Origin of the sequence: Erythrobacter sp. A6_0, assembly GCF_017744235.1 — a bacterium.
Lineage (GTDB): Bacteria > Pseudomonadota > Alphaproteobacteria > Sphingomonadales > Sphingomonadaceae > Qipengyuania.
In genome coordinates, this window is sequence record NZ_JAGHQR010000001.1 from 1,049,256 (window position 1) to 1,063,233 (window position 13,978).

At 64.0% G+C, this 13,978-nt stretch carries 7 protein-coding genes; 1 reads left to right on the forward strand and 6 read right to left on the reverse strand.

The features are described from left to right. Positions 1-2: 2 nt before the first annotated feature. From J7347_RS05175 to bglX, 6 genes are all read right to left on the reverse strand, one after another. Positions 3-1,364 (reverse strand): efflux transporter outer membrane subunit, encoded by a 1,362-nt coding sequence (locus J7347_RS05175; protein ID WP_245173789.1) that lies wholly within the window; start codon positions 1,362-1,364, stop codon positions 3-5. Beyond that, a complete protein-coding gene (locus J7347_RS05180) occupies positions 1,361-4,462 on the reverse strand; it encodes an efflux RND transporter permease subunit (RefSeq protein WP_209161078.1) in 3,102 nt (1,033 codons plus the stop codon). The genes J7347_RS05175 and J7347_RS05180 overlap by 4 nt, the downstream gene beginning before the upstream one ends. Continuing rightward, positions 4,459-5,559: an efflux RND transporter periplasmic adaptor subunit gene (locus J7347_RS05185; RefSeq protein ID WP_245173790.1), complete on the reverse strand. Its 1,101-nt coding sequence runs from the start codon at positions 5,557-5,559 to the stop codon at positions 4,459-4,461. The genes J7347_RS05180 and J7347_RS05185 overlap by 4 nt, the downstream gene beginning before the upstream one ends. 87 nt (positions 5,560-5,646) lie before the next feature. Beyond that, positions 5,647-6,525, reverse strand: a complete 879-nt coding sequence (purU, locus tag J7347_RS05190; RefSeq protein ID WP_209161079.1) for a formyltetrahydrofolate deformylase — start codon at positions 6,523-6,525, stop codon at positions 5,647-5,649. Positions 6,526-6,653: 128 nt separating this feature from the next. Beyond that, positions 6,654-8,348 (reverse strand): sulfatase, encoded by a 1,695-nt coding sequence (locus J7347_RS05195; RefSeq protein ID WP_209161080.1) that lies wholly within the window; start codon positions 8,346-8,348, stop codon positions 6,654-6,656. A gap of 5 nt (positions 8,349-8,353) precedes the next feature. Beyond that, entirely contained in the window at positions 8,354-10,702 is a 2,349-nt protein-coding gene (gene bglX, locus J7347_RS05200) for a beta-glucosidase BglX (protein ID WP_209161081.1), read from the reverse strand. Between the two features lie 213 nt (positions 10,703-10,915). On the opposite strand from bglX, the gene J7347_RS05205 reads away from it, so the two are divergent. Further along, positions 10,916-13,942, forward strand: a complete 3,027-nt coding sequence (locus J7347_RS05205; RefSeq protein WP_209161082.1) for a TonB-dependent receptor — start codon at positions 10,916-10,918, stop codon at positions 13,940-13,942. Positions 13,943-13,978 lie beyond the last annotated feature (36 nt).

Here is a 13,978-nt window from a genome sequence, read left to right on the forward strand (position 1 = left end):
GCTTAATATCCTTGCGAGCCGACCGCCGCATGGAAGGCCACATGGGAGGACGCCAGCGCGGCTTCGCTGTCGATCAGCGATTGGCGGCTGGCGATCAATTGGCGCTGCGCATCGAGGACGTCGAACAGCGAAGCGAGCCCTTCGCGGTAGAGAGCATCGGACTGGCCGAGCGCGGTTTCGCTCTGCTCGATCGCCTCCGCCAAGTCATCGTTGCGCTGCCCATACGCTTCGATGGCGACCAGCGCGTTCTCGACCTCACCCAGCGCGTCGAGAAACGTCGCGCGGTATTCGGCGAGCCTTGCGCGGCCCTCGGCCTGAGCCGCCTCCACTTCCGCGCGCCGCCTGCCCCCATCGAACAGGGGCAGGTCGAGCGCGGCTCCGACGCCCGCCAGAAAATTCGTGAACAATCCACCCAGCGTCCCGTCGCCGAGGCCGATCGTGCCGGGAATCGTAAGGGAAGGTCTCAGATCGGCCTGCTCGATCCCGATCCGCGCCGCCGCCTGCGCCAGCCGCGCTTCGGCGGCGAGAAGGTCGGTACGGCGGCGCAGCAGATCGGCCGGCGTCCCTGCCGCCGGGCCGCGACTATAGTCGGGAATGGCACTCGCATCTTGTGCGGGCGGAGGCGCGAAGGTGCCGGGCGGTTCGGCGATCAATATGGCGAGCGCATTGGCCGCCGAAGCGCGCGCGATTGCGACGAGGCCGCGCCGGGCGCGCGTCTGCGCCAGATCGGCGGCAGCTCGGCGAACGTCGAGATTGGCGGCAAGACCGGCTTCGAAACGCAAGGTCACGATGCGGAGCGTGCGCTCCTGCAAGTCGGTCGATTGTTCGAGCAGGTCGAGTTGCGCGCCGGTACGGCGGTATTCGATATACTGGCTGGCGATCGCTGCGGCGACGAGGCGGCGTTGATCGGCGAGGATGTAGTCGGCCTCGGCGTAATCGGCGGCGGCAGCACGGATTTCCGCAGCGAGCCTTCCGTTTAAATCGGGATCGAACCGGCCGAACAGGCCTGCACTCGCCCGCACGCGATTGTCGCTGCCGAGATCGACGCCCGCTTCGCCTGTCGCATCGAGTGTGGGCAGCCGATCCGACCGTTCCGCGGCGAGCAGTGCGGCGGCGGCATCGAGCCGGTCCGTAGCCGCATCGATATCGAGATTGGCCGCAAGTCCGCGCGCGACAAGGTCGTTCAGCGCCGGATCCCCGAACCCTCGCCACCACGCCTCGTCGAGGCCTGCGGGTGGCAGATCGGTGGCATAGATAGGAGGCGGAACGACCACCGCGACCAGCTCGGGCTCAGGCCCTGTGGCGCACCCTGCCAGCATTGCGGCACCTGCCAGTGCAATGCCTCTGCAACGCCCCTGCATCATGCCGGCGCCATCGTCATATCCTCATCGGTCTCGTCGATCTCTTCACGCAGACGCTCGAGGTCCAGCTTGCGCGGCTTTCCAAGCCTGGCGACCCCGAGATAGATAACCGGCGTCAGGAACAGAGTGAACAGTCCGGCAAGACCCAGCCCGCCGAAGATCACCCACCCGATAGACTGGCGCGCTTCCGATCCGGCTCCGCTCGCCAGGATCAGCGGCAATGCGCCGACCACGGTCGAGATCAATGTCATCGCGATCGGGCGCAGGCGGATGGCGGCAGCTTCCTCCACCGCTTCGCGCACGCTGCGGCCCTGATGGCGCAACTGGTCCGCGAATTCGACGATCAGGATCCCGTTCTTCGCCATCAGCCCGATCAGCATGACGAGGCCGATCTGCGAATAGATGTTGAGCGAGACGCCCGACAGAAACAGCGCGAACACCGCCGCCGCCAGCGCGAAGGGCACCGTCAGGATCACCACCGCCGCGCTCGTCAGGCTCTCGAACTGCGCGACCAGGACGAGGAAGACGATCACCAGCGCGAAAGCGTATGTCAGCAAGAGATCGTTCGAAGTTTCCTCCAGACTCTCCGCCTCGCCCTGAAGGATCATGTCGATCCCCGGCTCGACGGCTTCCTCGGCCAGTCGCTCGATTTCCTGAACCGCATCGCGCAGGGGCGTTCCGGGCGCGATATCCGCGCTGACCTCGATCGCGCGGCGCTGCTCAGTGCGGTCGAGCTCTGCGGCGATGCCTTGCTCCTCGATTTCGGTCACGCTCGACAGCGGCACCAGCGTGTCGTTCGTTCCCCTCACGTAGAGATTGCGCAGATCTTGCGGATTGGTGACAGTCACGGCCTGTGCGGTCAGGAAGATCGGGACCGCCTGATCGCCGACATTGAGATCGACCAGATCCTCGCCACCCACCATTGCGCGCAGGGTCTGGGCAAGATCGTCCAGATCGACGCCGAGATCGGCGGCGCGCTGCCGGTCGATGCGGATCGAAAGCTGGGGCTGGGTCGGCTGATAGGAGATGTCGGGGTTCGAAAGGATGTCCGAACCTGTATCGATCGCCGTCGCCAGCGCGGTCGCGGATTCGAAAATCGTTGCATATTCGGGGCCCGTCAGCGCCACTTCGAGCCCGTCGCCCCCGCCCCCGAAGCTGAGCGTGCCGCGCCCACGCGCATTGGTACGAGAGCCGGGAATTTCCTGCAGCGGTTCGTTCAGTTCCTCCACAATCTCGGTCTGCGATCGGTCGCGATCGTCCCAGTCGGCGAGCTGGGCGGTCACCCGCACGCGGTTGGGATCGTAGCGACCGACGATGGAGAAGGTGCTCTCGATCTCGCCGCTGTCAAGATAGGGCTGGAGCACCCGTTCGACCTCGTCCAGCTCGCCATCCATGAAATCGATGCCCACCCCGTCGGGCCCGGTCGCATCCACGGTGACGACGCCGCGATCCTCGTCCGGCACCAATTCGTTGTCGAGCTGCGTGTAGAGAAGCCCTGCGGCCACGGCGAGCAGGACCGAGACGATCCCGGCAAGGCGCGGACGATCGAGGCACTTGGTCAGCAGCTTCGAGTACCCTTCGGTCGCCTGTCCGCCCCACCGGGCAAGGCGTCCGCGTGACTGTTCCTCGCTCGTCAGATCGAAGCGGGCGGCGAGCGCGGGCACCAGCGAGAGCGCGACGAAGCTCGACAGAATCACCGCCACCGCGAGCACGAACCCGAATTCGCGGAACACCCGCCCGACTTCGGACGGCAGAAAGCTGATCGGGACGAACACGCTGACGAGGACTGCCGTGGTCGCGACAACCGCGAAGAACACTTGCCGCGTGCCGATGACGGCGGCGGCCCGGCGGCCCAGCCCCTTGTTCTGCAGGCGCTGCGCGTTTTCGAGCACGACGATCGCATCGTCCACGATCAGGCCCGTCGCCAGCACCAGTGCCAGCAGGGTCAACAGATTGATGGAAAAGCCCATCATCCAGATGCCCGCGACCACGCCGACCAGCGCAACCGGGATCGTCGCGCTGGGCACGATCGTGGGTCGCCAGGCGCGGAAGAACAGCAGCATCGTGCCGACCACCACAAGCACTGTGAAGCCGAGTGTTATCAGCACCTCACGCACCGAAATTCGAATGAATTCCGCATCGTCCGACACGATTTCGATGCTGAGATCGTCGAACCGTTCGTTGAGGCGATCGACCCCGCTGCGGATCGAATCCGAAATCTCGATCGTGTTCGAACTCGCCTGCCGCACCACGCCCAGACCGACGATGGGCCGTCCGTCGAGCCGGACGAAATTGGTCGCATTGGCTGGCGCAAAATCGGCCTGCGCGACATCTCCGATCCGGGTCGTGCCCGAGATCACGACGTTTTCGATACGCGCGGGATCGGTCGCGCTCGCCTCGGCGCGCACGATCAGCTCCTGCGCATTCGACCGGAACGAGCCGACCGGCACGTCGTAGGGCGCATTCTCCAGCGCCGTGGCCACGTCGGCCAGCGTCAGGCCGAAGCGATTGAGCCGCGCCGGATCGACCGAGACCCGCATCTGGCGCGCGCGCGTGCCGAATTCCTCGATACTGGCGACGCCTTCCGCCGCGAGCAGTTCGGGCACGATGTCGTTTTCGACGATGCGGGTCAGCTCCGCCTGATCGTATCGTGTCGACTGGACCGCCAGCGTCATGATCGGCTGCGCGTCCTGATCCGCCTTCACCACCGTGACCTGCTCGACCCGGTCGGGAAGATCGCGCGAGGTGCGGCTGACCGCCTCGCGAACGTCGGAAGCGGCAGTGTCGAGATCCACGCCGGGATTGAATTCGACCCGGATCCGCGAATTGTTCTCCTCGCTGGAGGACCGGATTTCGCGCACGCCGGAAACACGCGCGACCGCGTTTTCTAGCCGGCTGGTGACTTCGGAATCCATCGTTTCGGGCGCCGCGCCGGGAAGGCTGGCCGTGACGGACACGATCGGGCGATCGACATTGGGCAGCTCGCGCACTTCGACGCCCATCAGCGCGGCGATCCCGGCGATCACGATCAGCAGGTTGAGCACGCCGATCAGCAGCGGCCGTTTGACCGCCAGCATGGGAAGATCGTTGCGGTCCTTCACTGCTCCGCCGGGGCTGGAGCGGGCGTCTCCGATCCTGTCGGGCGGACCTGGACCGTCCGGCTACCGGCGCCGCCGCCGCTGACGAGGCGGATGTCCTGCCCGTCGCGCACCTTCTGAACCCCTTCGACGATCACCCGATCGCCGCGCCGGATCGCGCCGTCGACGAACACCAGCCCCTCGCGCCGCGCCGTGATGGTAACGGGCACGCGCACCGCCTTGCGATCCCTGACGACGAAGACGTGCGAGCCCTCCCCGCCCCACACGATCGCCTGTTCGGGTACGACCGGTCGCGGCTCTCCCTGCCGTTCGAACACCACGCGGAAACTCATGCCGGGACGCAGGCGGTCACCCTCGTTGGGAATGGCGGCGCGCACGATGAAGTCGCGGCTGTCCTGCGAAATCCTGCTGTCGGTGGTGACGACGCGCGCATCGATCGTGCGCGATCCGTCGGAAAAGGGCGTCACCTGCACGACCTGGCCGGGGCTGAGCGCGTTGAAGACCGCTTCGGGCGCGGGAAAATCGACATAGAGCGTGCCGCGCTGGTCGATCTGGGCGATGGGTGTCGCATCGCTCACCCGGTCGCCCGGATCGATCTCGGTCAGGCCGACATGGCCGGAGAACGGCGCGCGCACGGTGCGGTCGGCAAGATCGGTCTGGGCCTGCTGCAGCGCCACCCGCGCGCTGGCGAGTGCGGTTTCGCCCGCCTCGATCTGGCTGGCGGACAGGGCTCCGGTATCCTCGATCCGGCGATAGCGGGAGAGGAGCTGGTCCGCCTCGCGCACCTGAACCCGCGCGGCTTCGACCGCCAGCCGCTCGGCCCGCGCATCGAGCTGGAGCAGCGGGGCGCCGTCGCGCACGAAATCGCCCGCTTCGAACAAGACGCGCGTGACGCGACCCGCCGTTTCGGGGTAGATTTCCGCCGATACAGCAGCGCGCGCGGATCCGATCGCCTCGATTTCGAGCGTTTCGGGAAGGACGCGAATGTCCTCGGCAACCACAGGAACGGGATCGCGTTCACGTTCGGGTTCCGCTTCGGCACAGGCAGCCGCCCACATCAGACAGCAAACGGCGAAGGCGTGGGAAATCGATTTCGCCATGGTCCGGCTCCTATCGCACTCAAGCCTGCGGGGAAAGGCGCTATTCCGGCAGCGTGCGTGGGCGTTGCGGGGTGCTGATCCGAAGCTTCAGCGAAAGACGACGGTGCGGATACCGTTCAGGAAAGCGCGCCGCTCGGCCGTCCAGCGCACGGCGCGGGCCAGCACCCGCGTCTCGATATCGCGCCCGATGCGGACCAGATCCTGTTCGGTCGCGCGGTGGTCCACGCGCTCGATATCCTGTTCGATGATCGGCCCTTCGTCGAGATCGCCGGTGACGAAATACGCGGTCGCCCCGATCAGCTTGACGCCGCGTTCATGCGCCTTGCCATAGGGCCGCGCGCCCTTGAAGCTGGGCAGAAAGCTGTGATGGATAATGATGCAACGCCCCGCGAGCCGCTGCGCCATGTCGGACGATAGCACCTGCATGTAGCGCGCCAGCACCAGCGTATCGGCGCGCGTCTCTTCGAACACGCCAAGAATGCGCGCTTCCTGCTCATGCCGCCGCTCCGCATCGACGGGAAGGTAGTGATAGGGAACGCCGTGCCATTCGGTCAGGTCGCGCAGGCCTTCATGGTTGGAAACCACACCGACGATCTCTACCGGCAGATTGCCGGTCTGCCAGCGATGCAGCAGATCGTTGAGGCAATGGCTGCCCCGCGACACCGCGATCAGGAGACGGGGCCGATGATCGGCGGGCAGCAGATCCCAGTCCATTGCGTATCGGCTGGCGATCGAGGCGAAGCCTGTCCGCAGATCGTCCACCGATTTGGGGAAGGATGCGCCCTCCGCACGAAATTCGATCCTGAGAAAGAAGCGCCCTGCATCGAGATCGGCATATTGCTGGCTGTCGAGGATGAAGCCCTCAATCGCGGCCAGATGGCTGCTGACCGCGGCGACGATGCCCACCCGGTCCTCGCAGGACAGGGTAAGGATGAAGGCGGGTTTTCCTGCATCGTTCGCGGTCATGCGCGCGCTTTTAGCAGCGCAAGCCCCGCGCGCCAGAGCTTTGGCACGTGAGGTACCGGCCTATGCGGAACCGGATCGATTCACCGGCGGAGTAGCCCCGGAAAAGGAAAGGAATCGCCGTTCATTCCTCAGTGGTGGGCGTGGTGCCCCGCCCCCGCCGCGCTCGTCGCATCCCGCAGGCCCTTGGCGCTCGCCTGACGATCCGAAAGGGGCGCATCGACCGCCGGGCCGTCGCTGTCGCGATATTGGCGACGGAGCGCTTCCAGCTTGACCTTCAGCCGCGCGACCTCGTCCTGCACCTTCGGATCGTCGATGCGATTGTGCATCTCGTTCGGGTCGGTTTCGAGATCGTAGAACTCCCACGCGTCGATATCGCCGTAAAACCGCATCAGTTTGTAGCGGCCCTGCTTGACGCCGTAATGCGCGCGGACCGCGTGGAAGCCGGGATATTCGTAATAGTGGTAATAGACCGCGTCGCGCCAGTCGCCGGGCGGCGTGCCATCGACCACCTCGCGCAGGGAACGGCCCTGGATCGCCTCGCGCCCCGGCAGTCCCGCATAGTCGAGGAAGCTCGGCGCGTAATCGACGTTCTGCACGGGGGCCGCGATCCTGGTGCCGGGCGCGATATGGCCAGGATATTGCATCACCAGCGGCGTACGCAGGCTTTCCTCGTACATGAAGCGCTTGTCGAACCAGCCGTGCTCACCGAGATAGAAGCCCTGGTCGGAGGTGTAGACGAGGATCGTGTTATCGGCCTCGCCGCTTGTCTCCAGCCAGTCGAGCACTCGGCCCACGCTGTCGTCCACCGCTGCCACGGTGCCGAGATATTCGTGCATGTAGCGCTGGTATTTCCAGATCGCCATCTCGCGATCGGTCATGTTCGCCGCGTTCATCGCGTCGTTGCCGGGCTGCAGCGCCCCGAAATAAGCCTCGCGCTGTTCAGGCGTCATGCGCGCGAAATCGTCGGTCCACGGATTGAAGCGCAGTTCGCGGCTCCCCTCCTCCACCGTCATCTTAAGGTCGTGGCCCTCATACATGTCGCGGTAGATGTTCATTTCCTGCGCCTCTGCCGCAGGGCGACCGTCGTAATGGTCGAAATAATTGGTGGGCACGGGAAACTCGGTGCCGATATATTTCTGCACATGGCGCAGCGCGGGCATGAAATTGCGATGCGGCGCTTTGTGGTGGATCAGCAACGCGAACGGCTTGTCGCTGCCCGCGCGCGCATCGAGCCATGCAAGGCTGCGATCGGTGACGAGATCGGTGGCATAGCCTTCCACCACTTCTCGCCCGTCGGGCGTGATGATATCGGGATTATAGTATTTGCCCTGATCGTCGAGCACGGCCCAATCGTCGATCCCCGCACCTTCGGGCGAGTAATTCAGATGCCATTTGCCGAACAGGGCCGTGTCATATCCCGACGCGCCCAGTTCGCGCACCCAATTCCACTGGGAATTGTCGAATTTCTGCCCGTTCCTGGTGAAGCCGTGCATGTGGCTGAACTGGCCCGTGAGCATGGTTGCGCGGGCCGGTCCGCACAGCGAATTGGTGACGTAGCTGTTTTCGAACAGAGCGCCGTTCGCAGCTATCCGATCGATATTGGGGGTCGGTGCCAGGCGGCCGATCTCGGTTCCGTACGCGGAGATCGCGGTCTGGGCGTGATCGTCCGACATGATGAATATGATGTTCGGGCGGCGTTGTTCGACGTGTGCGGGCTTCGTCTGCGCCACCGCCCCCGCACTCTCGGTTGCGGCGGGAACTGTGGCGCAGCCCGGCAGGACGAAGGCCAGGGCAAGAGCCGCGAAAGCGCTGCGTCCCGTCATCCCGCTCACTCCGTCAGCGTGAAAGTGACCGGCGTGCTCGCTTCCGCACCCGAGCTGGGCGCGATCCAGAGGCGGAACTCGCCCGGCTCCCAGCCATGCGACATGTCGCCGCGCGTGAAGGCCAGGTCCTCCGGTTCGAGAGTGAAGCTCACCGTGCGGCTTTCGCCCGGCTGCAGCATCACCTTCTCGAAACCCTTCAGTTCCTGAACCGGCCGCGTCACCGATCCGACGAGGTCGCGAACGTAGAGCTGCACCACCTCTTCGCCCGCGCGGCTGCCGGCATTGGTGATGGTGGCGCTGGCCGTGATCGATCCGCCCGCCCCCATCCTCGGGGCACTCAGCGTGACCGGCGAATAGGCGAAGTCGGTATAGCTCAGCCCGTAACCGAACCGATAAAGCGGGCTATTGGGCGTGTTGAGATAACGCGAGACGTATTTCGCCCCCGGCTCGCCCAGTTCGATCGGGCGGCCGGTGTTCTTCATGTCGTAATGGATCGGCGCCTGTCCGACATTGCGCGGGAAAGTGACAGGCAGTTTGCCCGACGGATTGTAATCGCCGAACACCACATCGGCCACCGCATGGCCGCCCTGCGTTCCGGGATACCAGGCGTGGAGGATCGCGGGCACGTTTTCGTCCGCCCAGCCGATGGAATTGGGCCGCCCGCTCATCACCACCAGCACCACCGGCTTGCCGGTCGCGACGAGCCGTTCGAGGAGGGCCTGCTGGTTGCCCGGCAGGTCGAGCGAGGTGCGGCTCGCCGCTTCGCCCGTCATGTCCCATTTCTCGCCCATGACCGCCACGATCACGTCGGATCGGTCAGCCACTGCGAGCGCTTCGGCGAAGCCGTCGGTTTTGCCTTCGGCGTCGAATTCGTAGCTTGCGCCCTTGGCGTATTCGACGCGCACGCCGCGTCCGGCACGCGCCTTGAAACCTTCGAGCACGGTGACCGGGCGGGTCTGGCGGTCGCCCGCAGCGGCCCAGCTGCCGATCATGTCGGGCTTGCTGTCGGCGAGCGGACCGATCAGCGCGATGCTCTGCGCCCCGGCGGCGAGCGGCAGGGTGTCACCTTCGTTCTTCAACAGAACCATGGACTTGCGGGCGACATCGCGCGCAGCTTCGAGGAATTCGGGCTTGTAGAGCGTGGCTTCCTGCCGTGCGTTATCGGCATAGCGATAGGGATCCTCGAACAGGCCGAGGCGATATTTCATTTCGAGCACACGGCGCGTGGCGGTGTCGACCTGATCCATGCTTACCCGTCCCGCGGCGATCGAACCGGCGAGGTTTTCGAGGAAGACCGCGCCCTGCAGGTCCATATCGACGCCGGCGTCGAGCGCCTGTTCGCCCGCCTGTTCGAGATCCTTCGAATAGCCGTGCGCCACCATCTCGTTGATCGAGGTATAGTCGGTGACGACGAAACCATCGAAGCCCCATTGATCGCGCAGCACATCGGTGAGGAGATATTTGCTGCCGCTGGCGGGCACGCCGTCATATTCGTTGAACGATGTCATGATGCTGCCCACGCCCGCATCGATGGCGGCCTTGAAGGGCGGCAGGTACACGTCGCGTAGCGTGCGTTCCGAAATGTCGACCGTGTGATAGTCCCGCCCGGCCTGCGCCGCGCCATAACCGGCGAAATGCTTGACCGTAGCGAGCACGGTGTCGGTGGCCCCCAGATCGTCGCCCTGATAGCCTTCTACACGAGCCTTCGCCACGCGGCTGCCGAGATAGACATCCTCGCCCGCCCCTTCCGATATGCGGCCCCAGCGCGCATCGCGGGCGATGTCCACCATGGGCGAAAAGGTCCAGTGGATCCCTTCCGCGCTCGCTTCTTCGGCGGAGACGCGGGCGGATTTCTCCACCGCATCCATGTCCCAGCTCGCCGCCTCGCCCAGAGAGATCGGGAAGATCGTTCGATGGCCGTGGATCACATCGTATCCGAACATCAGCGGGATTTTCAGCCGCGTGTTCTCGACCGCGAGGCGCTGCAATTCGCGCGTATAATCGGCCGTATAGGCATTGAAGATATTGCCGACCTTGCCCGCGCGAATATCCTCCTGATAGCTGTCGCGCATGGTGGGGCCGGTGGATTCCCAGTCGCTGGTGAGCAGCGTGAGCTGGCCGACCTTTTCCTCCAGCGTCATCTTGCCGATCAGCTCGTCGAGAAACCGATCCATCTCGGCATCGCGCGCCGCCCATTCGGGCTGCGCCGGCTGGATCGGCACGGTGCCGACGGTGGCAGTCGTGGCTTGGGCGGCAGGAGCCCGCTCCACTGGTGCGGTCTGCGCGGTGGCGCAGGCCGTCGTCGCCAGAAGCATGGCGGCCAAAGTGCTTGTGCGAGCTATAGGGCCCTTCATCGTAATCTCCCGCTCCCTGACGGCTGACCCTTCCTAGTGGGCCTCTGCCATCCTTGATCATATTTTCGGAATCGTCCGTTGCAGGGGTTCTATACAACCGGAATGAAACCGGTTACAAGCCCGTTCCATATTCAATGATTCGATCTGCAGAGAATGCTGCGGCGGATATTCAAGCCTCTGGAAAAGGGGCGGAAAATGGGGAGGAGAATTGCCATGATCTTTTCGCATGCGAAGCGCACGTCCGTTGCCGGCCGCCTGGCCGGTGCCCTCGCCATCACCAGCGCGACCGGCGCCCTCGCCATCGCGCTCGCCGCGCCCGCTCTTGCGCAGGAATCGAACGCGTCCCTGCGGGGCAATGTGACCGGCGCGACGCAGATCACGGCCGTTGACGTGGCGACGGGTTTCCGCCGCACGATCGATGTCACGCAGGACGGTCGTTACAATTTCCCGCAACTTCGCCCGGCGACCTATTATCTCGAAATCACCAGCGTGGACGGCACGGTTCGCCGTACCGATGAATTTACGCTCCAGATCGCGCAGGACGCGGTTCTGGACTTCGACGACATCGCGCAGGAACCGACCGTGGCGGATGCCTCCGCCACGCCGGGAGCCGAAGACAATCTCATCATCGTGACCGGCGGGCGGATCGTCACGCTCGAAGGCGGCGAGGTCGGCGCGAACATTTCGCAGCGTGAGATCGAGACGCTGCCCCAGAACAATCGCAACTTCCTCGCCTTCGCCGATCTGGCGCCGGGGGTGGTATTCGAAAATCCCGATGGCCAGTCGCGCATTCAGGGCGGCGCGCAGAACAGCCGCACAGTGAACGTCTATATCGACGGGATCGGCCAGAAGGATTACGTCCTCAAGAACGGCGTGACCGGCCAGGACAGCTCGGAAGGCAACCCCTTCCCCCAGCTCGCGGTCGGCGAATATCGCGTGATCAGCTCCAACTACAAGGCGGAGTTCGATCAGGTCAGCTCGGTCGCGATCACCGCGGGTACGAAGTCGGGGACCAACGAATTCCACGGCACCGCCTTCGTCGATTACACCGATACCGACATGCGCCAGGAAACCCCGCTGGAACTGTTCGGCGGGCGCGAAAAGGCGGAGACCAAGGATATCCAGTTCGGCGGCGCTCTCGGCGGGCCGATCGTCAGGGACGTGGCGCATTTCTTCGTGACATACGAAGGTAAGCGCCGCCGCCTGCCCGTCACCATCGAGCCGGGCGCCAATTTCCCGGTCAGCTTCTTCCCGTCGGATCTTCAGGGCCTGTTCGGGCCGACGCAGCGCGAGTTCAACGAAGACCTGTATTTCGGCAAGCTGAGCTTTCAGCCGACCAGCCGCGACCTGATCGAGGTTTCGGGCAAGTACCGTAAAGAGACCGGCATCTTCCTGAGCAGCGGCAGCACCGCTGCGGAATCGGCCGCGTCGCAGGACGTGGACGAAAAGCGCGGTCTGCTCCGCTGGGAACACAGCGCCGATAATTTCATCAACGATTTCAAGCTCACTTATGAAGAAGCTTTCTGGTCGCCCCGCCCGCAAAACTTCATTCCCGGCGCGCTCTACACATATAGCGGTGTCAGCCCCGTCACGGGCAATATTCTGGACAACGCGCAGATCCTGCGGCTAGGTGGAAGCGCCAACTTCCAGGACAAGGGCCAGGAAGGCTACAGCGTCCAGAACGACTTCACGTGGATCGGTTTCGAACGGCATACGATCAAGGCAGGCGTGAAATCGAAGTGGGTCAAGCTGACGCGGGACGAGCAGAATTTTTTCAATCCGCAATATTCATATAACGTCAATCTGACGCCAAACGGCTTCAACACCACCATCCCCTATCGTGTCCAGTTCGGTGCCGCGACCGGCCAGGGGACTCCGACTGTCATTTCGAAGAACTGGCAATTCGGCATCTATATCCAGGACGATTGGGACGTGAACGATCGTCTGACGTTGAATCTCGGCATCCGCTGGGATTACGAGGAGACGCCGTCCTATCTCGATTTCGTCACGCCACCGGAAATCGTCGGTGCTGTATCAGAAGCGAACTATCCCAATATCTATAAGCCGGGCGTCGAGTACGACATCAACGATTACATCACCGACGGAACGCAACGCGAAGCGTTCAAGGGCGCCTTCCAGCCTCGCCTCGGTTTCACCTACCAGTTCCTTGATCGCGGGCGTCTGGTGCTGTTCGGTGGTTACGGGCGATCCTATGACCGCAACCAGTTCGATTTTATCGCCCAGGAAGTCAGCATCAACGCCTACAGCACGCGGACCTTCAACTTCCTCACTGGCGATCCGAACAATGACGACTGCAATCCCAGCCCGACTTGCGTGCGCTTCGATCCGATCTATCTGACGGAAGAGGGTCGCCAGCAATTGATCGCCGGCGCCGGTTTCGGCGGTGGCCGGGGCATCCGACTGATCAACAACGACCTGAAGGTGCCCTATTCCGACCAGTTCAGCATCGGCCTGCGCAGCGATCTGACCAGCACGCTGAACGTCGAAGTCGGGTTCCGCCATATCGAGAGCCGCGACGGGTTCGCCTATCTACTCGGCAACCGTCGTCCCGACGGGACATTCTTCACGCCTCCGCCTGCCGTTCCGGGCTCACCCTTCGGCTTTGCGCCCCGCGGCTTCGGTTCGATCATCATCGGAACGAACGGCCTGAAGACCAACGAGGATGCGGCGCATATCAAGATCGCGAAGCGCTACACCCAGGCCTCGCCCTGGAACCTGACCGCGACCTACACCTACACCGATGCGACCGAGAACCGGGCTTTCGGCGAATATTTCTCGTTCGATTTCCCGACGCTTGAGGATTACACGGTCAAGACTTCCAGCGGCCTGCGCAAGCATCGTCTGGTGATGGCCGGATCGGTCGATCTGCCGACGAATACGGTGATCTCCGGCAAGTTCCAGATCGCCTCCCCACGCTATCTCAACAATTTCGTGCGCACGATCGGCGGCGATGAGCCCCTGGTTATCGATACGATCAAGACTGCGGGGAATGGCGATCGGTGGGGCTTCCGCCAGCTCGACCTTGCCATCACGCAGAATATCGATCTCGGTTTCCTGACCGATCGCAGCCGCATCTACGTGCGCGCCGACATCATCAACGCGCTGAACGATCGCAACTACAACAGCTTCCTCGGCACCACGGGTGAGCGCAATCTGCGGTCCTTCAGCACGGACGGCCCGCCGCGGACCCTGAAGGTTTCCGCCGGCTTCGAATTCTGATGTCTCCTCCCTGCGCCGCCGCTTCTTTCGGAAAGC

What these genes read in the sequence shown, in the direction of transcription:
- J7347_RS05205 (WP_209161082.1), top strand. Translation starts at nt 10,916, where the DNA reads ATGATCTTTTCGCATGCGAAGCGCACGTCCGTTGCCGGCCGCCTGGCC.
- J7347_RS05185 (WP_245173790.1), bottom strand. Translation starts at nt 5,559, where the DNA reads ATGGCGAAATCGATTTCCCACGCCTTCGCCGTTTGCTGTCTGATGTGG.
- purU (WP_209161079.1), bottom strand. Translation starts at nt 6,525, where the DNA reads ATGACCGCGAACGATGCAGGAAAACCCGCCTTCATCCTTACCCTGTCC.
- J7347_RS05175 (WP_245173789.1), bottom strand. Translation starts at nt 1,364, where the DNA reads ATGATGCAGGGGCGTTGCAGAGGCATTGCACTGGCAGGTGCCGCAATG.
- J7347_RS05195 (WP_209161080.1), bottom strand. Translation starts at nt 8,348, where the DNA reads ATGACGGGACGCAGCGCTTTCGCGGCTCTTGCCCTGGCCTTCGTCCTG.
- bglX (WP_209161081.1), bottom strand. Translation starts at nt 10,702, where the DNA reads ATGAAGGGCCCTATAGCTCGCACAAGCACTTTGGCCGCCATGCTTCTG.